This is a genomic window from Bradyrhizobium sp. Ses1 (assembly GCF_059512365.1).
The window spans coordinates 1-24761 of sequence record NZ_JCAMOQ010000044.1 but is presented as its reverse complement, the minus strand read 5'-3'; the positions used below and the strand labels follow the sequence as shown (position 1 = coordinate 24761).

Below are 24761 nucleotides of genomic sequence, written 5' to 3'. Positions count from 1 at the left end.
CAGCGTGGATACGGATAAAGTGGCCGATTTTGTGATGAGATCGGTGGTGGAATCGGACAACCCCCGCCTGATTGCCCGCTGACCGATGAGCAAGGCGAAGCGTTCGTCCTGTTAGCACGATGAGGCCTAAATTGCCGTGAAGTGAATGTGCCGAAGCGGAGCGCGTCAGCCGGCTCACGTTCACAGTCCAGCGTCAGCGCCGCAGAGAGCGAGGCGCGACCGTGTTATGGTCGTGAGCTGCGCTGCGTTCGTCGCTGGAAATCGTCAGCATCGCCTCAGGCCGCTCGGTGCGCATCGGGTATGTCCTTCGATCAGGATACCCAAACCTCCTGCAATAATCATGCTACGAACTTGCGAGACAGAAATCTAGGGTTCAGACTCAATTGATCCAATAGGCGACGACTGCGGCGATGTGGACGGCGGCCAAGAAGTTTCTGGCGAGTTTGTCGTAACGAGTTGCGACACGCCGGAAATCCTTGAGCCGGCAGAAGCAACGCTCGATGACGTTGCGCCCTTTATAGGCGCGCTTGCTGAAGTTGTGGAGGGTCACCCTGTTGGATTTGTTTGGAATGACGGGCTTCGCACCACGATTGACGATTTCGGCGCGAAAGCCGTCGCCGTCGTAGCTGTTCAGTCCCAAGCTTTGATGGTGCATTCTTGTCGCACGATTCGAAGGATGCGCTATGGGACAGGTTTTACACGGCTGCGCCACCACGACGGAGGCAGTCCGTCGAGCAATACAAAATAGTCAAGAGAGCCTGAGCCTGAGAGCCCTCGCCAAGCGCTACGGGATCAACCAGAAGACTGTCGCGAAGTGGAAGCAGCGCGAGACCGTCGTCGATCGTTCGACTGGCCCCAAGGAAGCCAAGTCGACTGTCCTTTCCATTGAGGAGGAGGCGATCATCGTCGCTTTCCGGCGGCACACGCTGCTGCCACTCGACGATTGCCTCTATGCGCTCCAGCCGACCATCCCGCATCTGACGCGGTCATCCCTGCATCGCTGTCTCCAGCGCCACGGCATCAGCCGATTGCCGGAGGTCGAAGGTGGCAAGCCCTCGAAGAAGAAGTTCAAGGCTTATCCGATCGGCTATTTCCACATCGACATCGCCGAGCTCCAGACCGCTGAAGGCAAGCTCTACCTCTATGTCGCAATCGATCGCACCAGCAAGTTCGCCTTCGTGCAACTGGTCAGGAAGACGGGAAGGACCTCAGCCTCGGCCTTTCTCGAAGCTCTGATCGCGGCCGTCCCCTACAAGATCCACACGGTGCTCACCGACAATGGGATCCAGTTCACCTTCCCGCCGCGCTATGCGGATGGCCCGACGGCAAGATACGTGACGCATATGTTCGATATGCGATGCCGGGAAAACGGGATCGAACATCGGCTGACCAAGATCAAGCATCCCTGGACCAATGGCCAGGTCGAGCGCATGAACCGCACGATCAAGGAAGCGACCGTCCAACGCTACCATTACGATCGACACGATCAGCTCGAAGCCCACCTTGCCGACTTCATCACCGCCTACAACTACGCTCGGCGGCTGAAGACCCTGAAGGGCCTCACGCCCTACGAATACATCTGCAAATGCTGGACTTCCCAGCCCGAACGATTCAAACTCAACCCGCTCCAGCAAATGCCGGGACTAAACACCTAGCACCTCGCGGGTCACGGTTCTCTTCATCGATTGACCCGCGACACGTCGACCGCGATGTTCCTGTGAGCGGGTTTTCGATTACTCCCAGATGGCTGCAAACCATGCGCCGGCGGTATTATCGACCAACACCCCCGCGACTCGATCTGGACCTACGCACGCGTTGGGCGGAACGGCAGCGTGAATCGGGCGCAGCCGAATGTCCATGTCCCTCGGTACTTTGTTGTCGGTCTTGGCGCGATTGGCTGCGTGATCGGTCATGACCGCGAGCCCAATGCTACAGCCGCGTCCAAGCCCAATCGAGTATAGGCCACATACTCGCTCACGGGGGAACAGGCCACGCGATCAGAGGCAGTCGGGTATCACCGGAGCAGCTTGGGAATGACAGCTGGCACCAATTCGAGCTCAGGGTGCGCGATGGCCCGGGAACTTGGTGATGTGCCTTGCTTCACGAGAGAAAGCAGGCGTAGCGGCCGGCATGCCTTCCTTGACGCTGCCGGCTGTCACATTTCCGACCTCTCCGTCTTGAACCTGACGTGCCTGATGTTGAAAGTGGAAACTCATATGATGATCGCCGTCTCTCGTGCTGAGCCGAGCGGAAGCGTGACGATCATCCGCCCTGAGCCGTGGTCCCGACCTAGCCGTAGGCTCTGCTGCTTCGCACGAGGATGCGGCTTGCCAGGTAGTGTGCGGAAGGTTCTGCAAAAGCTGAGAGGCTGAAGCGGTCATGGTAAGTCCGGTGATTGCGAAGATCACCGCTCGTAGAGGAGCTTGGACCCGCCATGACCGTGACGAAGATTAGGACGGACGTCTCTGCAGTCAAAGAGTTGTTGAGGTCGGACAAGGAGTTCCTGAAGCCGCTGATCCAGGGTGCGGTGCAGGAAATTCTCGAAGCCGAGATGACGGAGACGGTGGGTGCGGAGAAAGGCGAGCGCAGCGAGGGACGGCTTGGCTATCGCTCCGGCTACTATCCCCGCTCGCTGATCACCCGGGCCGGCAAGATCGAGCTGAAAGTGCCGCAGGACCGGCAGGGGCGGTTCTCGACCGAGCTGTTCGAGCGCTATCAGCGCTCGGAGAAGGCGCTGGTTGCGGCCTTGGCCGAGATGTACGTGCAAGGCGTCTCGACGCGGAAGGTGAAGCAGGTCACCGAGGAACTGGTGGGCCATGCGTTCTCGGCCTCGGCGATCAGCGCGATCAACAAGCGGCTGGATGCGTCACTGAAGGCCTTTTGCGAGCGCAAGCTGAAGGAGCCGTTCCCGTATCTGATCCTGGACGCCCGCTACGAGCGCGTCCGGGACAACGGGATCATTGCGAGCCAGGCGGTGCTGATCGCGATCGGCGTCGACTGGGAAGGCCGGCGCCAGGTGCTTGCGGTCGAGCTTGCCAACCGGGAGAGCCGGTCGAGCTGGAAGGAGTTTTTAGAAGCGTTGAAGGCGCGCGGCCTGCATGGCGTCGAGTTTGTCGTCTCCGACGATCATCCCGGCTTGAAGAAGGCGATCGCCGAAGTGCTCGCCGGCGTGTTCTGGCAGCGCTGTTATGTGCACTTCCTCAGGAATGCGCTCGACTATGTGCCGCGCAAGGTCGACGACGATTGTCTGCTCGAGCTGCGCCGGATGTACGACCGGCGCGATCTTGGCGAGGTGCGGCGCGATCTGGCGGCCTGGCTTGGCAAATGGGGCGGCAAATACCCCAAGCTCACCGGCTGGGTCGAGGACAACATCGAGGAGACCTTGACCTACTTCCGTCTGCCGCTGGTGCACCGCAAGCACATGAAGTCGACCAACATGCTGGAGCGCCTCAACGAAGAGATCCGGCGGCGTACCTATGTGGTGCGCATCTTCCCCAATGCCGAGAGCTGCCTAAGGCTGGTGCGGGCGCTCACCGTCGAGCGCCACGAGGCCTGGCTCGAGGACCATCGCTATCTGAACATGGATCTGTTGAAGGAGCACAAGAAGGAGACGCTACGCCGGGGCGGCCTGACGATGCTCAGGCCCACCAAGGGGATGGCTTGGCCGGATCCCATGACCGATTTTGCTGAACTTGACGCACAGAACTGCTTGCCATCGAGCTCAAAGGCCGTCCAGACGAATTATTGGCCCCAATGCGGTCGGGCCACGCGGATTTTCCCCGATCCTTTAGCGCTCTTGCCGGTCGGTAACCATTCCAGCTCGATTTCCGCGACTGGCACGGTGCTTGCTGGAGGATCACTCGTCGAGCGCCAGGTCTGCCTATGAAGCCCCGTCACGTCACCCTCCGTCCGCCCCGATTTTGCCTCGCACGAAGAACGCACCAACGGTGCGGATTTTGATAATTCCCAATTAGCGTTCACCGGTTCTTGGGACAGCTGAATAGCTTTATCTGGCGAAGACCGCAAAATTGGAGAGTAACGCCATGAGTGCAGCGGCTTTGATCGATAACGTCATTCCGCGTGCCCATGTGTTCAAACGCGCAGCGCGCATCGGCGCCGAAGTCAAAAATCTCAAGCTCTCGGGCGATTTGCCGGGCCAGACGATCGCTGCAATCAACGGCTTGCTGCTCGAGCACAAGGTGATCTTCTTCCGCGACCAAGATCATTTCGATGACGCCGAGCAGGAGCGGTTTGCTGCCCGTTTCGGGAAACTGGTGCCACATCCGATGCTCGGTGTTAGCAAAGGAACGACATCGCTTCTCGAGCTTAACTCCGCGCGCGGCGGTGGCCGGGCCGATGTGTGGCACGCAGATGGGACCTTCGCCGATGCCTATCCCAAGATTTTGGTGCTGCGAGCCGTTGTGATCCCGCCATTTGGCGGCGATACGATCTGGTCGAACACCGCGGCCGCTTATCTCGACCTGCCGCCACCGCTGCAACGGATTGCTGACGAGCTCTGGGCCGTTCACAGCAACCTCTTCGACTACGCCGGAATGGCCCGTGTCCGCGAGGTCGACAAGAAGCATTTTGACGAGGTCTTCACTAAAACGATCTTCGAGACTGAGCATCCCGTGGTACGTGTCCACCCCGAGACCGGGGAGCGGACGCTAGTGCTCGGCGGTTTGGTGCAGCGTTTTATTGGCATTCCCAAATATGACGGCCAAAAGCTGTTTGATATATTCCAGTCTCATGTCACCGCGCCCGAGAACACCGTACGCTGGAATTGGAAGGAGGGCGATGTCGCGATCTGGGACAACCGCGCCACGCACCATTATGCGGTCAATGATTATGGCGACCAGCACCGCGTCGTTCGTCGTGCCACCATTGATGGTGACGTGCCCGTCAGCGTTGATGGCCGGCGCAGTGTAACGCGCGTCAAGGCCACAGGCAGCGCCTATGAAGGTCACCTAGCGCGTTCGTAAATCAGTAGAGATCGGACGGGTGTAGATGGTTTCATCCGCGCGCTGGTTGCCTATGGTAGCTCAGTCAAGCGGCCCGCGCGGGTCTGACGAAGATCTGGTTTCCGCGAGCCGCTCTGAAGGTTCAGGCGTTCAGTAGTGATCGCGCTTGCCCCACGGAACGGGAGATTCGTTATGCAGCACGGCTGGGCCACTTGCACTGTGGAGGGGGCCTCTCGTCCTAGAGAACCTAATCAGCGTGAGTCCCGACCTCTAACAAGCCGATTAGTTCTGTTCTGGGGGCGGAGCGGAGAGCAAGTACGTGATTAAGCAAAGGAATGCAAGCAGCAGCAGTACTTCCGCCGGGCTTTGCGCCCGTTCTGCAACGGCGAACATCGACGGGCCGAAGGTCAGCGCCGAAGCCTGATATACACTTGCGCCGTCAGGCGCGGTCGCTGACCGGGTCGTTTCCGATTCTGCAAGACGTGCGGAGAGCGGCCACAACCATCCACACGAATGTCGTCAATTCCGGCCAACTGTCTCGTCGGCGCGTTCAAACCGCCCCGAGCGTAGATAGGCGCACCTGGTCTAGCGGGCGACGCAACGAAGAAAGGTGCCGAAGATCTCAAAATCGACATATAGAGGCTCTGTACGAACTTGCGACCTCCATCATGATAATCTTGAGGCTCCGGCCTGTCGCGCTCGCGTTTTGCCAACTTGGGGATGAATTGTCCGGCATCACGCAGCGTTGGGCGCTGCTCCTCCAGCTGGGGTGCTAGCGGTTGCCCACTACGATATCTCCTCTCCCCACTCTGCATGCAGATACCTACCAGCCATTAGGTAGCTCCATCAGCATGCTCTATTGGACGTCCGCGCCCTCAACTCGATATCGTGGGCACTTTCGCTGCAGTGGCCCACTCGGAATATAGGCAATATTCGCCTTTGCATCAGGAGCACAGCGGACAGAAAAAAGCATCTTGATCCGCACTGCGCCCGTTTATGAGTTCGCGCCCCAACTTTGAGGACTTAGAAGAATATCGACGTAGACACCAACAAGTTCAACGCATGTCCCGTTTCGCGTGTGTGTGTAATGCTCGTCGGGTTGTTGATGTATGCCAGTCCTACGCTCGCATATATCCCGGGTGCCAGATGCGCGGTATAGGTTCCTAAGATCGCTGTGCTGTCGCGATGCACGAGATTCCCTTCAGCCAAGGCAGCCTCCACTGCATAGTTGCTCCAGACGGTGTTAGTCGCGACAATAACAATCTGATCACTGGGCCGGCTGTCAAACAGTCCCTTCGCATAAAGACGAAGTTCGTAATATTGACTGACTCTGTTTAGGTCAGGCGGGGCGTACATTACAGAGAACCCGCCATAGATACCACGATACGCCGAGCCCTGGAGATCAGACTGCCAAAGTTGCCTGTCTGCAGCGACGTAGTAGACGCTGTTCGCGTTGTCTCTGGCTTGCTGCGGGTACTGCAAGTTCTTGTAGCTGCTGTTATTGAAACCAACGCCAGCCCGCAACCAGGTCTCGGGTACGCCCGGAGCAGCTTTGTTTTTGTAGCCCATTTCATCAAGCAAAAGAATGCCGGCGTTGGCCGTTCTCCAGTTTAGGCCTGTTGGATTTTCAGTTATCTCCCCAGATTGTCCGTCTGGACTGAGTGAGCGCTGGATTGAGAACTTGTTATATAGGCGATCATCGAAATTGTACTTAACATTGAGAGCTGGCGTAGGCGCGGCATTATTGCTCATGCCTGCTTGATACAGGATGTTCGACGAGGGGGCCATAACGCTTGCTCCTGCATTCCCTCCGACCAATGTGCCTGCGAACTCATTTACATTTCTGAGATAACCCATCTTGAGTTCGAGTGTCCTGTCGAAGAACGTCTGGTAGTAGGCAATTGTGTTGATTCCCAATCTATCTGGCCCGCCGGGTTCCCATGTCCAGTATTGCTGCTCTGCTCCCACAATGATCTGACCATCGGGAATTCCAAAACGGCTGAAATCGTAGGTCACAATCATGAAATTTACGGTGCTGAATGTGGGATTCTGGCCCATATATCGTTGATTGGCGATGCTGGTTCTCGCTGCATTTGGGAATTGATTGTCTACAAGGCTGTTTACTGTCCCGCCAACATAACCGATCCCTACGTCTGCCAGCGCGGGTCTAGCGCCGCCTTTATCCTGATCTATCGTATCCGCAGGACCAGGTATATTGAGCCACATACCTTTTTCGCGGAGATTCTCGAACTTTGCGAACGGGTTGATCTCCTTTTGAGTTCTGATCTTAACGACTTCATCCGCACTGTCGCCCTTTGCGGTAGGCAAACCGGCACTTTGTGCTAGCGCCGAGCCATCGACGAGAAGCGTTGCTCGTTTGAGGCGGCGGCTTCGGAATTTCGTGGCTGGATCAGACTCCCTTTGAAGCCTTCTTTTAGCAACCTCATCCGGAATGCCGTTTCTTGGATTAGGCACGTTGGCAGTTTGTGCGAGCGCCGGACTACCGACGAGACTCGCTGCTAGGGAGAGTGCGATAGCAACTCCTCTTTGCTTCGTAGTTGGTCGAAAGCTGAAAACCGGTGCCGTAGCCGAGTATATCTGAATTGATGCAGCCACAACAAAGCAACCATGCATAGTGAACTACGCGTCCGTATTGATAATCTTGAATGGATTGCGGCTCCGGCCTAATCGGCCCAGAGCTCAGCCGCAGCTTTTGGCGTTTAAAGGCGGCCGGGCAAGATAGCCCTCGTCAGAAAGGAAGGCGCAGGCTCCCACGCGAGCCCCGACGCGTTGCTCCACGGCGCTTCGTTGGCATCGCGGTAGCCGAGAGACGGGCAACCGATAGGCCCGAAGCCCAGAGACCTTTGAAGCCTGCGCGCTCGCCGATCGCACCAGAAAGTGCATTCATGGACTTCCATACGAAAGGAGAGATCGCGGTTGGAGCAGATTTGATAGCGGCAGGCGACGCATTAGCACCTCCATCCGGTGAGTTGGCGCTGCCAAACCCATGTTACAGCCCCGAATTGCTTAACGTTCGACCCGCGCGACGTTCATTGGCAACCGATTGCCATGTGCGCTCATCACGACCAACTGCTAAGGTTGGTAGTTGACTGGACGCAGGGCGTCCCCTGTGGATACGCGGATTGTTTACTATGCCGCGCGGGGCGAGACTGTCCCGGCATCTAAACGAGCTGTGGCGAAGCTGGCATCGTCCGGTGGAAATCGGGCGTCGGTCACTCGTGAGCGCTGCAGCCACTCAGCCTTGTACCCGCCGACCTCTCGGCCGAAGCGCACGAAAGGAGCGGTGATGCTTTTGGATCCGCTCACGCTCGCTTGTTGTACTAATAGGGTAAGCGGTCCAGATAAGCGTCGAATGCGGCAGCAACAGCGCGCGTCACAAACCGGTGCTCCTGCCTCACGCGGATGAAACCCTTCTCGATTTCCACTATCCCGTCCTCGGCGAGCATCGCCAAGCGTTCAGCTGAATCGAGAAAAGGGATCCCACTAAACCCGTGGGCGGCACAGATTGCCGGCACGTCGGCCTCCAAATCGCACATCAGCCGCTCGATGATTGCGGCTCGCACGCGGTCTTCATCGGTGAGATGGTAGCCTTTCGACGTCGCCAGACAACCAGCTCCGATATGCCGGCTGTAGGAGCGAGTTGCCACTTCATTCTGGACGTAACCCTCGCCGAGACGGCCGATGGCCGATGGCCGAAGCCGATCAGGGCTTTGCAGGTATCGGCTGAGTAACCCAGCGAGTTACGCCGCAGGCGGCCGGCTTTCTGCGCCAGCGCGAGCTCGTCGTCCGGCAAGGCGAAATGGTCGAGCCCGATTTGACTGTAGCCAGCAGCGACCAGCGTGTCGGCCACGGCCGCGGCCTGTTCGGCGCGGGCCGCGTTGTCCGGCAGCGCCGCCTCATCGATCCGGCGCTGACGTTTCATGTAGGAAGGAACGTGCGCGTAGCCAAAAACCGCCAGCCGGTCCGGGCGCATGGCCACTGCGGTTGTCGCGCTTTCGACGCAGGACCGCACCGTCTGATTAGGAAGACCGAAGATGAGGTCGAGGTTGATGCGGCTTATTCCGTGCTCGCGCAGATTTTCGACGGCAGCGGCCGTCTGCGACTCACGCTGGACCCGGTTGATCGCTTTTTGAACAATAGGATCGAAGCTCTGCACGCCGAGGCTCGCGCGGTTCATGCCCGCTGCTCCTAAGGATTCGGCCATCTCGACCGTGAACGTGCGCGGGTCAATCTCGACGGCGATCGTAGCCGATTTCCTGAACGCGAAGCGGCGACGCAGGAGTTCGATCAGGGCCAGGAACTCCGCTGGCTCGATGACGGTCGGCGTTCCGCCGCCGAAGTGCACGTCGCTTACGGGCAGTCCTTGCGGAGCTTGCTCCGCGACCAAACGGATCTCCTCACGCAAGACCGACAAATAATTCAGGATCGGCGCATGCCGGCGAGTGATGGTCGTAGGGAAGCCGCAATACCAGCAGATCGACCGGCAGAACGGAATGTGGAGATACAGCGATACGGATTCCTCAGCCGCCAGGCACCTCAGCCATTTCTCACAATCGGTGGGGCCAATCGCCGTGGAGAACTCCGGTACAGTTGGATAGATGGTGTACCAAGGCAGGCGCGCATCGCAATACTTTTGCAGGATTGAGGTCTGCAACGGTTATTGTCCCATGCTTATACCAGAACCAACCTAACGGCTGCGCTCTCCTGTGTCTTTGCGCTATATCAATCGCTTCGCTTCACGCGCGAAATCTGCGTCCCGTCGATGTCGATGCTACGGCGACCCGTTAGCGGGGGTGATAGTCACTCCCTGACATTGATTTTGATGTTTCCCAGGGAAAGGAATTTATCAAATGACTGACGTTGAAGCGGACGTCATGTCGACGATTGATCTGCGCCTCGTTCCGCTTTCGAGCGGTATCCCGCGTCTTCGGTTTGATCGACACGTCGAGGCGGAAGGAGTGACTGATGAGGAACGCCAGGTCCAGCTCCTGAACGAAATAGCAGAACTGCGCTTGCGCGAACGCAAAACAACGATTGGGCGAGCGACGGATTCGAGCAGTGCGAGCTCGGCAACACTCGCCTCCGCGATCTCGCTGACCTGCTCTGCAAGACCAATCATGACCGCGAACGGCTTCTGGTCGCGCTGCTTGTTCCTGCGCAATCGCTGCACGGCGTCTTGGTTGCGAGCGTCGCAAAGCAACTGGTAGCCGCCAACTCATTTTATGCCGACGATTTGGCCGCTGGCGATCGCCGCGGCAATGTCGTTGACACCATGACTGAGCCGAAAACCACATGTCGGGCACGCAATCGCTTCAGCATGAAACCTCCGGCTCGCCGGATCGGCATATTCGCTCGCGCAGGCCGCACACATTGCAAACTCCCTCATTGCGGTGTTGCGGCGATCGTAGGGAAGCCGTCGGCCATAGTATAGCGTGGGCCGCAATGGGAGCAGTTGATGAAGGGATAAAGGTAATAGCGGCTGTTCGGGTCGAACAACTCATCGAGACATTGCTGGCACGTCTTGGTATCGGCGGCGATCCGCGTCGACACCCTTCCGCTTTCGCTGGCGCGGATCGAAAAGTCTTTCGCCCCAAGCAAGCCAATTTCCTGAACGGACATGTGGTCAATCCGCGCCAATGGAGGCCTTTCGAGCGGCAAAGCGGCCATAAACTCGGACGTCCGGTCGCCCTCGATCTCGATGATCACGCCATCGGGATCGTTCGCGACGAATCCGGTTAACCCGTAGCGCGTAGCGAGACGATAAACATACGGACGAAAGCCGACGCCCTGCACGGCACCACTGACGCGCACGCACAACCGCGTTCCATCGCGGATCATGGCGTCTCTGCTCGCGATCATCGCATTGCGTCCTCGACTGAATGCCTCTGATGCGCGCCCTGCTCCCGGATCCAAGCGTAGAGCGCGGTAAAGCCCTCGCCCGTACGCGCCGAAACCGTCAGCACCTCGATCTTCGGATTGATGCGTCTCGCATATTCGATGGTCTGGGCCAAATCGAACTCGAGAACCGGCGCCAGATCAATCTTGTTGATCAGCATCAGCGACGATGCGGCGAACATATCCGGATATTTGAGCGGCTTGTCTTCACCCTCGGCGGTCGAGAACACCACGATCTTACAGGCCTCGCCGAGATCGAACGCCGCGGGACAGACCAGATTCCCGACATTCTCGATGAAGAGAATACCCCCGTTGAGCGGCGGCAAGTGGTGAAAGGCCTGGGCGACCATCGCCGCATCGAGGTGGCAGCCCTTCTCGGTATTGATCTGGATTGCGGGCACGCCGGTCGCGCGAATGCGATATGCATCGTTCGAGGTCTGCTGGTCGCCCTCGATGACCCCAACCGGCCGGCTCCCCTGAGCTCAGACACCGCGCGGACGAGCAGCGAGGTTTTGCCGACGCCTGGACCGGAAACAAGATTAAACACGAGCAGGTCATCGGCCAGAAAGCGCGCGCGGTTTTCGGCCGCGATCCTGTTGTTCTTGTGGAGGATGTCGCGCTCGATCTGAATGACCCGCTCGTTGCTCATGCCCGCCACGTTCAAGCCGGCCGGATCGGCCCCGCAATCCACAAGCGACCCTCCGCCGTGAGCATGCTGACCGCTATGATCTGTAACGTGATAATGGCCGTCGTGATGGTGGTGAGCATGATGCACATCCTCGCCGCTATGCACATGATCATGCTGGTGACCGTAATGATCATACGCATGATCATGCTGATTGCCCTTGGCTTGCGCAACTTGCCCGTGGGCGCGTTCGATCGAGGCCGTTCCTTCGCTGCAGCCACATAAGGTACACATCAGTCGACCTCCAACTCTTTCACTCGCATCTCTTCGCCCGCTGGCACCTGCAGCTGATAGCTGCCGCAGCAGGGACACGCACAATAGCGCTGGGCAATCTCAACGCTCCTTGAACAGGCCATGCACCAGGCAACGCCAGGCAATTCGACGATCTCGAGAGCGGGGCCATCGGCGATGGTCCGCGCGGCAACGGCCCCAAAGCAGAACTTCATCGCTTCGGGAGCGACATGGCTCAGCGCTCCGATCTCCAGAAACACAGTCCTCACTTTGGAAAATGATCGCCGCCGCGCCTCCTCCTCGACGATCTCGACGATGCCCTCACAAAACGCCATTTCATGCATCGCCAACTTCGCGAAAATTGAGTGTGAAACCGACGCAAGGGTCGAACGATGCGATCATCGCCCGAACCGCGCCCTCTCCCTGTTGTCTCGCCGTCAGTACCGCGCCCTGCAGGCCGCGGACAACCGGTCCGCGCGCATGGAAATTCCACTCGGTCGGAACCTGGCCGCCGCTGGGCTCTGTGCTGCCAAGAAGCATCGATACCGCGTCCATCAGGGCGCGGATCGCTGCGACACTGGCGGTATCCAGCGCGAAGTAGCGGACAAACAGGCTCCGCAGCAATTCCGCAAGCCGCTCGGCAACGATCAAGGCGATACGATGCTGCCGTGTCGCAACGCTGATCTCCTCGCCGCAGGCTGCCTCGCTCGCGGACAGGAATGCCACCTGGTGCGCGGCGGCACACAACGAGAAGATTCGGGATAGTACGTTGAGCAGTGAAGCGGGCGGCTTGCCGGCGAACAGCCGCGCCAATGGGGGCCGCGCCCGCGGCAGAATTTCGATCGCGGCAATGGCGTTGCCAGCAAGCCGTACGGTAACATCGATCTGGTTGCGGACGGCGAGGCTCATGCGCAGGCTCGGTCAGTACTCCCAGCAGAAAATGCCGGCGGTCGATCGAACTGATATGTGGCGCATCGGGCTCATGTGATGCCGCGCGGTTGGCCGGAGACATCAGCGCCGCGAGAGCTACTTCGGCGGTCGCGCGAGCGGACACCATATCGTCGAACTCAAGCATGGGCGAGAACAGTGAGCAGCTCGCGATCGAGCCCACGGCCGCGAGCTCGCAGACGGTGAACTCGACGTGGCCGGCCGGAAATCGCAAGCGCAGCCTCGATCCCAGGTCCAGAGACGATGGCGAAGTGCCGTCACGCACGGGTGTGACCACGTTCATGAACCATGGCGTGACCACCACGCCGACGACCCTGCCCTCGAGCGCGCGAAAGCCGACAGCTTCGACGCTCAAGGCCTCGTTAAAGATCGGCAGCTCGCGCATGGTGCGATCGGCGATATCCCGATAGGCTGCCGCGAGCATTTCGCCCCAAGCGGCGGACGCATCGGCGTGCCCGCTCCTGCGGGGATGCTGTTCGAAGTCAGCGGTCATCTTCAATCGCCATGAAGTTCGAGGCTAGCGAGTTGCAATTTGGAGAACGCCCATTTTCGGGCAAGACGGCGAAAGGTATTCCCGCCGCAATCTGCGCGGCCTCATCCCCTCAGCCGCGTCGTGGACTATCCAGCAGATGCCGCACTCCATGCACGCTCCGTCAGCGAGATCGTTCCAGACGCCACAATTCTCGAAGCTCATCATTCGAAGTAGACTTTGATGATTTCTTGAAGGCGTTCGGCGGAATCCCAGAAATCCTCCTCGGCAGCGAGCGCAACGGTCGGCACGCCGCCGACCTCCAGCGTATCCAGAATGATAGTGTCCAGGGCATTGAAGAACTGCACGGACCAGACGTTCCGGATGCCCGTCGCAAGCACTCGGCAGGTCCCATAGCCGCGCGAGATGAGCTGGATCGGCCCGTTGCCGACGCTTTGCTGCAGAAACGCCAGGTCGGCCGGGCTCATCGGCAGCAGGGTGAAGTTGATGATCTGCGAACGCATACCCGGTCGCCAGGTCAGCGCCCGCTCGCGGATTTCCGCGAGCACCGGCAGCACGTTCATCGCGCCGTCTGGCGCCGCGCCGATCATGAGATCGCTCAACGTGAGGTCGGTAGCGGCGCGACGCACGATCTCCGGGATCGCGCCGACCTCGACATATTCGTGTGCGGCGCCCGTCTCGATACGCACACGCCAGATTCCCGCAAGTGCCGATTCCTGGATTTGCGCCAAAGAGCCACACGGCAGCGCAACGAAGCCGGCGACCTCGCCTTCCCCAAGCACGTCCGCAATCAGCTTGCGCTCGAGATCGGTGAGGTTACCGAGCCTAAACAGCCGCGTCGGCACCTCGCGCTCTCTGGCCGGCAACGGCAGCTGCGACGGAAGACAACAGCGCGATGGCATTCGGACAGTTCGTTGCAAGCTCGACGCCATTGAGCGAAGCGGGTTGTGCGAACGCACCTGCAGCCGTGAGCGCGCTATGGACTATGCCGAGACTTTCCTCGACGATGGGAAACACGCTCACCGGCTGCTCGGCTGTCGGGCGCGACCCAGACACCTGTTTCATGATACGACGTTCCGTTGTGTGCTAGGGGATGACGCTTTTGAGGACGGACGTGCCATTGGCTCGCGGGCGACCAATGAGCTTCGACATGCGGTCGATATAGATCTGCTTGGTCTTGGCAATCAGGCCGAGCGTCTCGCGCCGGCGGGAAACGGTCGGCCTCGGCTGCACGCGCACGCCGAACCGCAGGTCCAGCTCACCTTCAGCGTCGCGCGCGATCACCGCTCCGACCAGGCGCCCGTGAAGCGTGTCGACCGGTTCGGGAAGTAAGATTGGGATGCCGATCGCCTTGGGCCGACGTGCGGAACCGCCGTCCGACAACAGCACTGCGACCGTACCTTCGGCATCGGCCGCAGCCGAACCGATAGCGACGCTTGCGGTCCCTACCTCGGACGGACGGAGCCGCGTCAGATCACGTTTCTCTGGCTGGAACTCCATCAGCGGCCTCTCTGATTGTCGATGGTTCTGCTGGATGAATGTTAGCAAAGCATGTGCCAATCGTTGTCCTTCGCATCGCGTTCCCGGTCGGATCAGCAGTGCAACGCCACTTGACATATTACGCGTAAAGCTTTTTCGGCAGGAAATTTGGTTTGCGTGGATAGTGGCACGCATGGGCAAGGCAGTATCCGCAAGCAGCACCAGGCTAGCGCAGGTGCTCGGGCAGTTGCGGCTCGCGGGCCGATCAAGTCCGCAAAGAAGCGGCCGCAATCGTGATCATTGAGGGCCGCATTAAGGCCGTCGAGCGCGTCCGCGATCAGCCGCGCTTCGTCGTCATCCAAGAGGCGCACCGCGGTATCGATATGGACAAGAAGTTTGGCGCCGACCGGCGGCTCGGACAGCAGCATCACTGAGACACGCCGCTGTTCATTGCCATGCTCGCAAAGAGCCGACATGACGTCGGTCTCAACAATGGTCATTGGCAAGCCAAGGCACATGGTAATCCGCGAGCCGCTAGATCGGTTGCCCCCTCGTCTCATAGTTCGCATGATCTACATCATTCGCGAGCAGGCGCTCCGGCAGCGGCACGGTCCGCAGTTTTGCCGGAGAACCCCAGTGCGCCAGCAATTTGCACGCAAGTTCGATCGCAGGCGCAATCTGAGTACGCACCGGAGCGGTCAGCGGCCCGCCCCAATCCTCCAGATCAAGCGGCTGACAGCCGATTAGAGCCAGCTCTCGCGGGCAGCGGCCAAGCAGGTCGGCCGCACTTAGGACCTCCTGGAAACCGGTCTGATGCAGGCTCATCTTCTTGGCGCCGGTGAATTGCGGCACCTCGTCATCTTGCACGAGCTTCAAATGCCCGGGCGCGAGTCCATAATCGATGGCATCGAACACGATCAGGCAATCGGCCTCCTCGAGAAAATTCACAAGGTAGAGCCCCTGCGTGCCGCCGTCGAGGATTGTGACGTTATCAGGCACAGCATAACGGTGATGGAACTGCTCCACCACTCGCACGCCGAACCCCTCATCGGCCCAGAGGATATTGCCGATACCGAGCACCAGGATTCGCTTCGTATTCTCCGGAGTTAGCATCTGCATCGCCCATCAGTCGCGGAACTCGCGCTCGCCCAAAATCATCGAGGAGATGATGCTCTGGCGGGACACGATGTCTTCGCGAACCGCCGTATAGAGGTGGACGAGCGCAAACGCCACGATCACCCACAGGCCGAGATGATGCCAGGTGTGGACATCCTGGCTGTTCGGCCAAAACGAGAACGCCCAGCCGAACAGCTTGTATTGCCAGCTGTCGTTTCCGGCTCCCTGCGCGTACAGTGCAAAGCCGGTGATGATCATAAAGGCAATCGTCAGCGTAAACATGAAGAACATCGTGAGCTGGGCTAGCGGATTATGCCCGACACGTTTCCTAGGCTTGGCCGCAATGAGAGCGTACCAGCGGATCTCATGCCATATCTCGCCCCAATAGCTCTTCCGCCAGAGCGGCACGTAGAAAATCTGCTTGGCAGCCGGGTTGCCTATGAACGCCCAATAGATGCGCAAGAGGAAGCCGAGCGTGAGCACATACCCTGCGGAGAAATGCGCAAAGCGGATATAGCCGAACAGGAAATTGTCGCTTGCCTGTCCCGGCATGGTCGGTATTCCAGTGCCGATGAAATAGCCGGTGAGAGCCAAAACCAGGATTGCGGCGGCATTGATCCAATGCCACAGCCGCACCGGAGCCTCATAGACGTAGACGACGTCACGCTCGACATTGCGGCCGGTGCCTACCGCGTTGGGTGCTACAGCGGCGGTTAGCGCTCGCGGAGATTTGTCTTGCAACGCCACCTCCCTACCGGACCTTGACCGTTGCCAGTTCCTGGCCATCCGGCCCCATCACGTGGGTCGCGCAGGCCAGGCATGGATCAAAGGAATGGATCGTGCGCAGGATTTCCAGCGGCTTCTCCGGATCAGCCATCGGCGTATCCATCAGCGAGGCTTCAAATGCACCGATATTGCCCTTGGGATCACGCGGGGAGCCATTCCATGTCGTTGGCACGACGCACTGGTAGTTGTCGATCTTGGTCTCCTTGATCTTGATCCAGTGCCCGAGCGCACCACGCGGCGCCTCGGTGAAACCGTAGCCCTTGGCTTGCTTCGGCCAGCTCTCCGGCTTCCATCTATCGATGTTGGCGGTAGCGGTATCACCCACCTTGATCTGCGCGATAAGCTTGTCCTGGAAATAGCGCATCTGGTGCGCGGCCCACTGGCATTCGAGCGCGCGCGCCGCGGTGCGGCCTAGCGTCGAGAAGAGTGCAGCAAAGGGCAGATCGCGTGTCTTCAGCAGCTGGTCGGCCGGCTCCTTGAACTCCGCTTTGCCTTGCGCGTAACCTACGATGCATCGCGCCAGCGGCCCCACCTCTACGGCGTTGCCGCGCCAGCGCGGCGTCTTGATCCAGGAATATTTGCCGCCTTCGTCGAGCTCCTTGATGTTGGTCCTAGTGCCTTTGACCTTGGGCCCGAGCTGGAAGTTCGGCTCGGTCACGCCATCCCAGGGATGTAGTCCCCTGGTTTCGTCGGGATATTTGTACCAGGAATGGGCGACGAACTCCTGGATCTGCTCGGGATCGCCGTGATCGATCGGCAGCACTTCCCTGAGATTGCCATTGAGGATCACGCCGCGCGGCAGCTTCAGGCTTTTTGCGGAATAATCATTGGCGTTCTCGGGAATGTCGCCATAGGACATCACGCTCTTGCCCGACAAACCGCCGCCATAGAGCCAGTCCTTGTAGAACGAGCCAATCGCCACAACGTCGGGCAGATAAACCTGCTCGACGAATTCGATCGAGCGGTCGATGATCGAGGACACTAGGTTCAGCCGCTCCATGTTGACGGCGCCCACCGCGCCGGTGCCGTCGACATTGATGGCACAGGCCACACCACCAACCAGCCAGTTCGGATGCGGGTTCTTGCCGCCATAGATGGCGTGGATCTTGACGACGTCCTTCTGGAAGTCGAGCGCTTCCAGATAATGCGCCACGGCCATCAAGTTCGCTTCCGGCGGAAGCTTGTAGGCTGGATGCCCCCAATAGGCATTCTTAAACGGGCCGAGCTGCCCTGATTCCATGAACTTGGTGAGGCTGATCTGCAGATGCTTGAAATAGCCTGGGGATGACAGCGGCCAGGACGAGATCGACTGCGCCAACGCAGAGGTCGCCTTGGGATCGGCGTTGAGGGCGGAAATCATGTCGACCCAATCCAGCGCGTGCAGATGATAGAAGTGCACAAGATGATCGTGCACCTGCAGGCAGAGCTGCATGATATTGCGGATCGAATTGGCATTCTCGGGAATGGTGATGCCCAGCGCGTTCTCCACCGCGCGCACCGAGGTGAGCGCATGCGTGCCGGTGCAGACGCCGCAAATCCGCCCGGTGAACGCCCAAGCATCACGAGGATCGCGTCCACGCAGGATCGTCTCGATGCCGCGCCACATAGTTCCGGACGAGACTGCGTTGCGGATCACATTATTGGAATCGAGATTGACCTCAACGCGGAGGTGGCCCTCGACCCGGGTCAGGGGATCGACGACAATGCGTTTGCCTGCATCGTCGAGCTTGAACCCATTGGGTGTCTGGGCGCCCATCGTTGGTCTCCCCTGAATCGATTATTTTTCTTGAGCTGGACGGACTGGTTTACGGCTCAGCCGCTTCGCGGCCGTGACCGCCGCATGCACGGCAATGGCTAGGCCGACTCCGCCAGCAGCGGCCATACCGACCTGATCAGCGTTCTTCTCGACGCCGAACTGTTTGATAGCCGAGAGTCGATCGTAAACTGAGCCCTTGTCCCAGAACCCATCTTCGGAGCAGCCGAAGCAGCCATGACCGGATTGGATCGGGAAGGAGACGCCGCCGTTCCACCGAACGGCCGAACAGGCATTATAGGTGGTCGGCCCTTGCAGCCCATCTTGTAAAGGCAGGAGCCCTTGCGCGCGGACTCGTCGTCCCACTCCTCGACAAACTGGCCGGCGTCGAAGTGGGGACGCCGATAGCACTTGTCGTGGATGCGCTGGGAATAGAACATCTTTGGACGGCTTGGCGGTCGAGCTCGGGAAGCTTTCCGAACGTGGTGATGAAGGTCAGCAGGGCGGTCATGACCTCTGCGATGGGCGGGCAGCCGGGCACCTTGATGATCGTTTTGTTCGTGATCACCTTATCGATTGGCGTCGCGTGAGTCGGGTTGCGCTTGGCAGCCTGCACGCATCCCCAAGACGCACAAGTGCCCCAAGCGATGATCGCCATGGCATCTTCCGCCATCGCCCTGAGCTTTTCGACGAACGGCTTGCCGTTATCAATGCAGAACATGCCGCCTTCGTTCAGCGGCGGATTGCCTTCAACGGCAAGCACATACTGGCCTTTGTACTTGGTGCGCGTCTCCTCGAGGATGGCTTCGGCCTGATGTCCTGCCGCCGCCATGATTGGATCGTCATAATCCAGCCAGATCATCGACAGCACTACGTCCTTGACGAGCGGATGGGCCGAGCGGATGAAGCTTTCGGAGCAGCAGGTGCATTCGAGCCCGTGCATCCAGATCACGGGCACACGCGGTTTGGTCTCCAGTGCGTTGGCAATATCGCTTGCAGCGAGCGGGCCGAGCCCTAGGCTCGTTGCTGTCAAACTGCAGAACTTGTGGAAACTGCGACGCGTGATGCCCTGGCGTCTGATCACGCCGTAAAACGTTTCCATTGTCCCATCCACCAACCCTTCCATGTACTCTATTCTCGGCTACGACGAGTTGCTGACGTTCGGATAGCAAGAAGCACGCCAACACCAGACCTGGAACACATGAGAGGTACCAAGTCGTCTGCAGACGCCAAGCGCTTGACTTGTCACGCAAGGGCGAGGAGACACGATGAAATGGAACGAATTCAATCAGAAGCGGCAAGTAAGCTTCGGCTGCAGCTCAGTGACTATGCCATCAGTACGCCGTACACATCACGCAGCGCGGAACCACCGTATGAAGTCCTGGTAATCGCAGCGTCTGCATGACCATGTCGCTGTTCGACACGGTCTGATAGGCTAACCCTCACCTCGATGGGGGCATCGCCAGGTCTTTACTCGTCGATCTCGTTTCCGCTCTTCCGCGGCGCCCGCGCTTCTCCTCAGTCGACGCCCGCCGAAATCCAGCGCCTTCACCTTCTTCAGCCTTTCACGACGCCAGGTCCCTACAGGGCTAGCGCGGATTCTCCAGGCTCACAACCTCGTTGATTATGTGACGTGGCTCATCCCGGCCGACAAGCCGCTTATCGTAGAAGATCACTTCATATCCGTGTAACATCCCTTCCTTACGGCGAACGTAGCCAGCGGCTTCATAAAGTCTTTGAGCCCCTACTTGGATCTTTGTCGTGTCGAGTACTATCCGCTTGAATCCCAGGGCGGCGGCTCGCGTTTCCAATTCACTAAGAATCCTCCTCCCAAGCCCTCGCCGTTGAAAGGCGGGATCGACCCGCATACGCTTCAGCTCTGCGACGTCATCGTCAATAAGCTTCAATCCACCCATGGCAACGAGCTTGGAACCAATATGCGCAACTACGAAGTCTCCGCCAGACGCGATGTATACTTCTCCAATATTTCGTAAATCATCCTCCCACGCTCCTTCCGGGCCACACACACCAACCGCCTCCGATGCGCTTCTATGCAGATGCCACACATCATCAGTATCCCCTGACTCAAATTGACGAAACATCACTTCGTCCTGAGACATCGAACGCCACCTTTGGACCCGTGTCGGATGCCTGCGCCTCTCAGCATCACTACATGTTTTACCTAGCCAAATACCGCCGGCTATGGACGCGCCGCCGTTAACAGCCGCTGTGAAAGGACAGCCTCAACACTTTCCGAAGCCTCGACTCCGACAATTGGACGACCCGGCTCAACCGTATATTTCAAAGCCGTAGTACGGTGCATCCGGGTAAACTGTTCCAGCGCACAAACACACGAAGCGCGCAGCCTTCGGATTTCTCCACCATAGCGTTCGATGACGGGCGAAATGGTTGCAAACCTAGGAAAGTCCGCTTTCCCTTCCAGCCAACCTGGCGTGGGCTCCGCGCCTCTGTCATCTGGTGACAACCAGCGGAATACCTCGTGAATGCCTCCCTGCGGATAGTATTCGGACAGCCGATACAAATCCCTATAGAATTGCGGCTTCTGCTGAAAGAGTTCTTCGCCGACCAGTAGCACTGAGACCGCCACGACCCGGGCAGAAAACCGACCGCTTGGGCCAAGCCTATTCTTGTAAGGGTTTTTTCCGTAAAACACACGAAATTGGCTAAATAGGTCGGGCGACATATGTTCAAAAAATCGGGCCAGAACATAGTTCGCTGACTCAAGGCGTTCCAAGCATAGCGCAAGACATTGATGAGCGTCCGCGTCAGCCGCATCACGCAATTCAAGTAGAGCTGCGATTGCCAATTTTAGCTCGCTCTCGATGAGTTGATGACCCAAGCAAAAGTCTCGCTCCTCGACCCCGGCGGCGCCAAGGCAATATATGCGAGGATCGCTCTGCACTGGATTCGTCAGGATCATATCTTCATAGGAGAGGACCTCAATGCTAGGCTGTCGCTGGCAGCTTAAGCGGGCGAGACGGCTCAGCGCCTCTCCCACCGTCAACTCCGCCTGCACGGGATCAAGGCCGGCAAACGCCGACATCTGATAAGCACAATTGACGAGATATTGGACGTCTGTCTTAGCGACGGCGAAGTCGGGATCCGGCAACTTCAGCAGCTGTCCATCATGGTCAGCCGATGCAATCATCGCATTAATGCTACGTCCAAGTGCCTTGACCGCTTCATCTGGCCGTTCACTGCCTTTGATCTCGGCAATGCAGTGCGGCAGTTGATCGGCGACAAAATTGCTGAGAAGCCCAAGCGGCCGTTGCCGTTGCCCCCGATCGAAGCTATCGGACAGATGAGAAAATATCTGCCGCGCCCGATGGCGCCGCTGTTCCGGAGTGGAAAAGGACAACGTAGCGACCATAGGCGAGCGCTCCCCCACTTCATCGAAAAACAGCTTGCATTTCTGCACTCGACCCATATCTTGCGGCGGGCGAGTAGTCGTGCTTTTCGATTAGATCCGTTCGTTTGTCTGTTATCCTGCTATCGTTGTACGCGACCCGCTCAAGTACATTCTCAGAGAAAAATAGCAGCGATACAGCGCCCGAGTTGATAATTCCGGCGTCGGTTAACGAAAGCACGCCATCGTTTGAAATGCGAACGAGGCCTGCCTCCCTTAAGATTTCAAGCTCGCCGAAAAAGTATTCTTCTATCGATACTCCAAATTCGCGCTCGAAGCGGGAGAGCAGCACTCCGCTGCTTCGCAAGGCAAACATTAATGTTCGGCGCATGAGGTCGTCCTGGGACAGTACAACCCCCTTCCACACTGGTTTCTCGCCGGCTTCGACCCTACGTAGATAGCGATCTAGATCTGCCTCGTTGTAGAACTGGCACTGGCTCATGTAGCCAAATCCACCCACCCCAAACGGGACGAGGTTATTGTCGTTCCAGGAATCGTATTTACGGCTTTGTTGAACGGAGTGCGGCTGCGACCTCTTAGTCCAATAGAAAATTGGTCCATGGCGATAACCGAGCTTCGTGAGGATGTGCTCCGCCATGAAGTGCATTATAATGCGCTCCTTGGCCCCGGCGAATTGATAGCGCCCTATAGCCAAATGGCGGGCCACGGGGTCAGTCGATTTAAACATCAATGGGAATACGTTGAACTTCTCTATTCCAATGTCCAATAGCCCGATAATTGAGTCGTACCAGCTCCGAAGCGTTTGCTGCGGCAGCCCATACATGAGGTCAAGCGATAGATTCTCAACGCCCATCTCATTCAGCAATGTCACGAGTTGTATCACCTCCTCCACACCGTGCCCGCGGTTCAATATGCGCAAAATATCCCGATCTAGACTTTGAACGCCCAGTACGAAGCGGGTTACTCCGCCTCTAAGTAGAGTCGAGATGCGATCCGCGGCGTCCGCATGCTTCACAAGCGAGGGATGCAACTCAAAACTTACTTCTGACTTCGACAAATCAAAGCGCTCGTTAACCATGGCAAATAGCGTTTTGAGTTGATGGTTCGTCAAAAATGAGGGAGTGCCGCCTCCAAAAAACGCAGTCTCAACAGCTCTCCCAGCAAGCGCCGCGCCCGACCAAGTCATTTCTTTATTTAAGGCCGCCAAATAGCGTTCCACTCGCTCGGAAGATGGATTGATTTCCTTGGCGAAGTGGCAAAACGTGCAATATTGATTACAGAATGGGATATGAAAATAGAGGTCAATTGACGAGGCGACTTGAGTCAACAATCTTTCGGCATCCAGGTCACCCATTGCCTTGAGAGGAGGATATGTGCCGACGAGATAGTCGTTGTGCGCGTCCAGGTGCAGATTTCGCGATCTCAACATGTCTAGGTTGATCTCGTACGAGCGGTCGATCGCAAATTCCAGGGCCTCGGAATAGCTGGGCGTGTTCATCTCTTTGGGACTCCATTAGCTTTCGTGTAGGAAAGCCGCGCTGGCAGCCGCGGCCGCGCCACATCAATTTCTTCTTGCTCGTTACTGAAGCAGCGCATTTCAATCAGCGACCCGCATTCGCCCCCCACTTGCCGCAGCTCCGATCGCAGGTCGCGATGCGCTCGGTGGGACGCGCGAGACGACTACAGATTGTCGACGAGAGGCAGATGTTTTGGCTAATGCGAATGCGTGCGATACCGACCGCACTCAACCGTACAGCTATGGCGCTGACTTGTTTGGATCGAGCAAGTTTCATTTGAACTCCTGCGGCGACGACTGGATTGCATGGTCATGCGGATCCTTTTCCGTGTCCCAGCAATCGACGTGCCACCAAAGTCCGCTTGCGCGGGGCTTTTTTGAGGAACGAAAACCATGTGCTTTGCGCCGTATTGACGGAATACTTACGCCACCGCGTCGGCTCCCGGACATACGCGTCCTTAACGGGACACGGCCGAACAGGACAACACGGAGCATCGAGTGACCATGGTCGTCTCTCGACAGTGGGTTCTGAGGTGATTGGACAACACCCCACGTACTCTTCAACGGGAGCCAACGATTGAGCCCTTTGGGCCGAGGCGCTACCATCTCCTGAGCCGCGGCATACAGCGCCAATTGCCAGGTGGCCAACGATCGCTGGTGCACCGGCGTTTGGCGCGACCATGCGATCAGCTTTCCGGAACCCCGTGGCCCTTAATGGACGTGGTCTTTGGGACAGCATTAGCCCTGAGCTCGACAGTGTGAGATCAAATGCAAACTCTCTAGGCTGGCGCTCATACTCGCCATATTAGAAAGCCGGCCTCCTTACGGCGGCCGAGCGGGCAGTTAGCCTCGGAGGAGTCACGCTGCTACACACAGCGCCAGCTTACGTCATCAGAGTTCGGGGGCCGACGGTTCATTTAGAGCGAGGCGTTCGCCGTAAACTTTAGCCACGGGAGCCCGTAAGCGAGCGGACGGTGGCGCAAGGACGCGACGATGGCCGAACACGGCTGTATTGCTCTGATGTGGCATTTTTTGCTTCCAGCACGAGGCCCATATCGCAGACCCAATCTCGGCGGCACTACCTTGATGCGCGCGCGTCGATTCCGTCGCAGTGAGCTCCTGCGAATGCTTCTACCCTCACGCCTTGCCCAGAAAACTGGCCTCAGGGCTTTACTGAGGGCGCTCTAGTCTGGTGTCAGGCCTTTGCCCACCGCTTAGGGAAGTGAGTGGCACGAATCCAAGATGCGCGCGGCGGATGACGCTCACGCCGTTATGATTGTGCCTTGCGAGCACGGCGGAACATGTCCGGAAGCCTACGAAGAACGTCGGAAGCAGAAGAGGAATAGCGTCACGAAACCATTTCGCCTTGCGCAAGGCTTGCTTGCGTCTCCTGAAGGCAGGTCACGATGTCGTTCGCTAGTACCCGGAATCAGAGCTGAGTGATACGGCGCCCTGTGAAGCGGCGTTGACGGACCTTTTTCTTGGTCCAGAC

12 protein-coding genes and 10 pseudogenes are annotated in these 24761 nt (G+C 58.3%); 3 read left to right on the top strand and 19 right to left on the bottom strand.

The window, feature by feature from the left end; genetic code table 11:
- Window positions 1-379: 379 nt before the first annotated feature.
- Window positions 380-625 (bottom strand): annotated as a pseudogene (locus AC5ZG5_RS34260) (transposase); the annotation flags it as partial.
- Between the two features lie 58 nt (window positions 626-683).
- On the opposite strand from AC5ZG5_RS34260, the gene AC5ZG5_RS34255 reads away from it, so the two are divergent.
- The 3 genes and pseudogenes from AC5ZG5_RS34255 to AC5ZG5_RS34245 all read left to right on the top strand — a co-directional run bounded on the left by AC5ZG5_RS34255 (window position 684) and on the right by AC5ZG5_RS34245 (window position 4982).
- The gene (locus AC5ZG5_RS34255) at window positions 684-1655 is read left to right on the top strand and encodes an IS481 family transposase (RefSeq protein ID WP_456645405.1); all 972 of its coding nucleotides are present in this window, start codon (window positions 684-686) and stop codon (window positions 1653-1655) included.
- 779 nt (window positions 1656-2434) lie between these two features.
- A pseudogene (locus AC5ZG5_RS34250) lies at window positions 2435-3622 on the top strand (IS256 family transposase); the annotation flags it as partial.
- A 421-nt stretch (window positions 3623-4043) separates the two neighbouring features.
- Entirely contained in the window at window positions 4044-4982 is a 939-nt protein-coding gene (locus AC5ZG5_RS34245) for a TauD/TfdA dioxygenase family protein (protein WP_456645406.1), read from the top strand.
- 1002 nt (window positions 4983-5984) lie between these two features.
- Here AC5ZG5_RS34245 and AC5ZG5_RS34240 read toward each other — a convergent pair.
- The 18 genes and pseudogenes from AC5ZG5_RS34240 to AC5ZG5_RS34155 all read right to left on the bottom strand — a co-directional run bounded on the left by AC5ZG5_RS34240 (window position 5985) and on the right by AC5ZG5_RS34155 (window position 23251).
- Entirely contained in the window at window positions 5985-7436 is a 1452-nt protein-coding gene (locus tag AC5ZG5_RS34240) for a carbohydrate porin (RefSeq protein ID WP_456645407.1), read from the bottom strand.
- Window positions 7437-7753: 317 nt separating this feature from the next.
- Window positions 7754-7879: pseudogene (locus tag AC5ZG5_RS34235) on the bottom strand (isocitrate lyase/phosphoenolpyruvate mutase family protein); the annotation flags it as partial.
- A 423-nt stretch (window positions 7880-8302) separates the two neighbouring features.
- Window positions 8303-9636, bottom strand: a pseudogene (gene hemN, locus AC5ZG5_RS34230) (oxygen-independent coproporphyrinogen III oxidase).
- Window positions 9637-9996: 360 nt separating this feature from the next.
- Window positions 9997-10841: pseudogene (locus AC5ZG5_RS34225) on the bottom strand (acylphosphatase); the annotation flags it as partial.
- Window positions 10838-11796: pseudogene (gene hypB, locus AC5ZG5_RS34220) on the bottom strand (hydrogenase nickel incorporation protein HypB). The pseudogenes AC5ZG5_RS34225 and hypB, both read right to left, overlap by 4 nt.
- Window positions 11796-12137, bottom strand: coding sequence for a hydrogenase maturation nickel metallochaperone HypA (gene hypA, locus AC5ZG5_RS34215; protein WP_456645408.1), 342 nt, complete (start codon window positions 12135-12137; stop codon window positions 11796-11798). Before hypA ends, hypB begins: the two are co-directional and overlap by 1 nt.
- A complete protein-coding gene (locus AC5ZG5_RS34210; protein WP_456645409.1) occupies window positions 12130-12702 on the bottom strand; it encodes a hypothetical protein in 573 nt (190 codons plus the stop codon). Before AC5ZG5_RS34210 ends, hypA begins: the two co-directional genes overlap by 8 nt.
- Window positions 12703-12781: 79 nt before the next feature.
- Window positions 12782-13126: pseudogene (hybE, locus tag AC5ZG5_RS34205) on the bottom strand ([NiFe]-hydrogenase assembly chaperone HybE); the annotation flags it as partial.
- A gap of 308 nt (window positions 13127-13434) precedes the next feature.
- Window positions 13435-14288: pseudogene (locus tag AC5ZG5_RS34200) on the bottom strand (hydrogenase expression/formation protein); the annotation flags it as partial.
- A 29-nt stretch (window positions 14289-14317) separates the two neighbouring features.
- Window positions 14318-14731, bottom strand: coding sequence for a thioredoxin domain-containing protein (locus AC5ZG5_RS34195; protein ID WP_456645421.1), 414 nt, complete (start codon window positions 14729-14731; stop codon window positions 14318-14320).
- A gap of 205 nt (window positions 14732-14936) precedes the next feature.
- Window positions 14937-15228, bottom strand: a pseudogene (locus AC5ZG5_RS34190) (HypC/HybG/HupF family hydrogenase formation chaperone).
- A gap of 16 nt (window positions 15229-15244) precedes the next feature.
- Window positions 15245-15823, bottom strand: a complete 579-nt coding sequence (locus tag AC5ZG5_RS34185) for a HyaD/HybD family hydrogenase maturation endopeptidase (RefSeq protein ID WP_456645422.1) — start codon at window positions 15821-15823, stop codon at window positions 15245-15247.
- Window positions 15824-15835: 12 nt separating this feature from the next.
- On the bottom strand, window positions 15836-16567 hold the full coding sequence (cybH, locus tag AC5ZG5_RS34180) for a Ni/Fe-hydrogenase, b-type cytochrome subunit (protein WP_456645410.1): 732 nt from the start codon (window positions 16565-16567) through the stop codon (window positions 15836-15838).
- A gap of 10 nt (window positions 16568-16577) precedes the next feature.
- Window positions 16578-18368 (bottom strand): nickel-dependent hydrogenase large subunit, encoded by a 1791-nt coding sequence (locus AC5ZG5_RS34175; protein ID WP_456645411.1) that lies wholly within the window; start codon window positions 18366-18368, stop codon window positions 16578-16580.
- Window positions 18369-18389: 21 nt separating this feature from the next.
- Window positions 18390-19467 (bottom strand): annotated as a pseudogene (locus AC5ZG5_RS34170) (hydrogenase small subunit).
- Between the two features lie 487 nt (window positions 19468-19954).
- Window positions 19955-20485, bottom strand: a complete 531-nt coding sequence (locus AC5ZG5_RS34165; protein ID WP_456645412.1) for a GNAT family N-acetyltransferase — start codon at window positions 20483-20485, stop codon at window positions 19955-19957.
- An 80-nt stretch (window positions 20486-20565) separates the two neighbouring features.
- Window positions 20566-21756, bottom strand: coding sequence for a hypothetical protein (locus tag AC5ZG5_RS34160; protein ID WP_456671239.1), 1191 nt, complete (start codon window positions 21754-21756; stop codon window positions 20566-20568).
- Between the two features lie 19 nt (window positions 21757-21775).
- Window positions 21776-23251: a coproporphyrinogen-III oxidase family protein gene (locus AC5ZG5_RS34155; protein WP_456645414.1), complete on the bottom strand. Its 1476-nt coding sequence runs from the start codon at window positions 23249-23251 to the stop codon at window positions 21776-21778.
- Window positions 23252-24761 lie beyond the last annotated feature (1510 nt).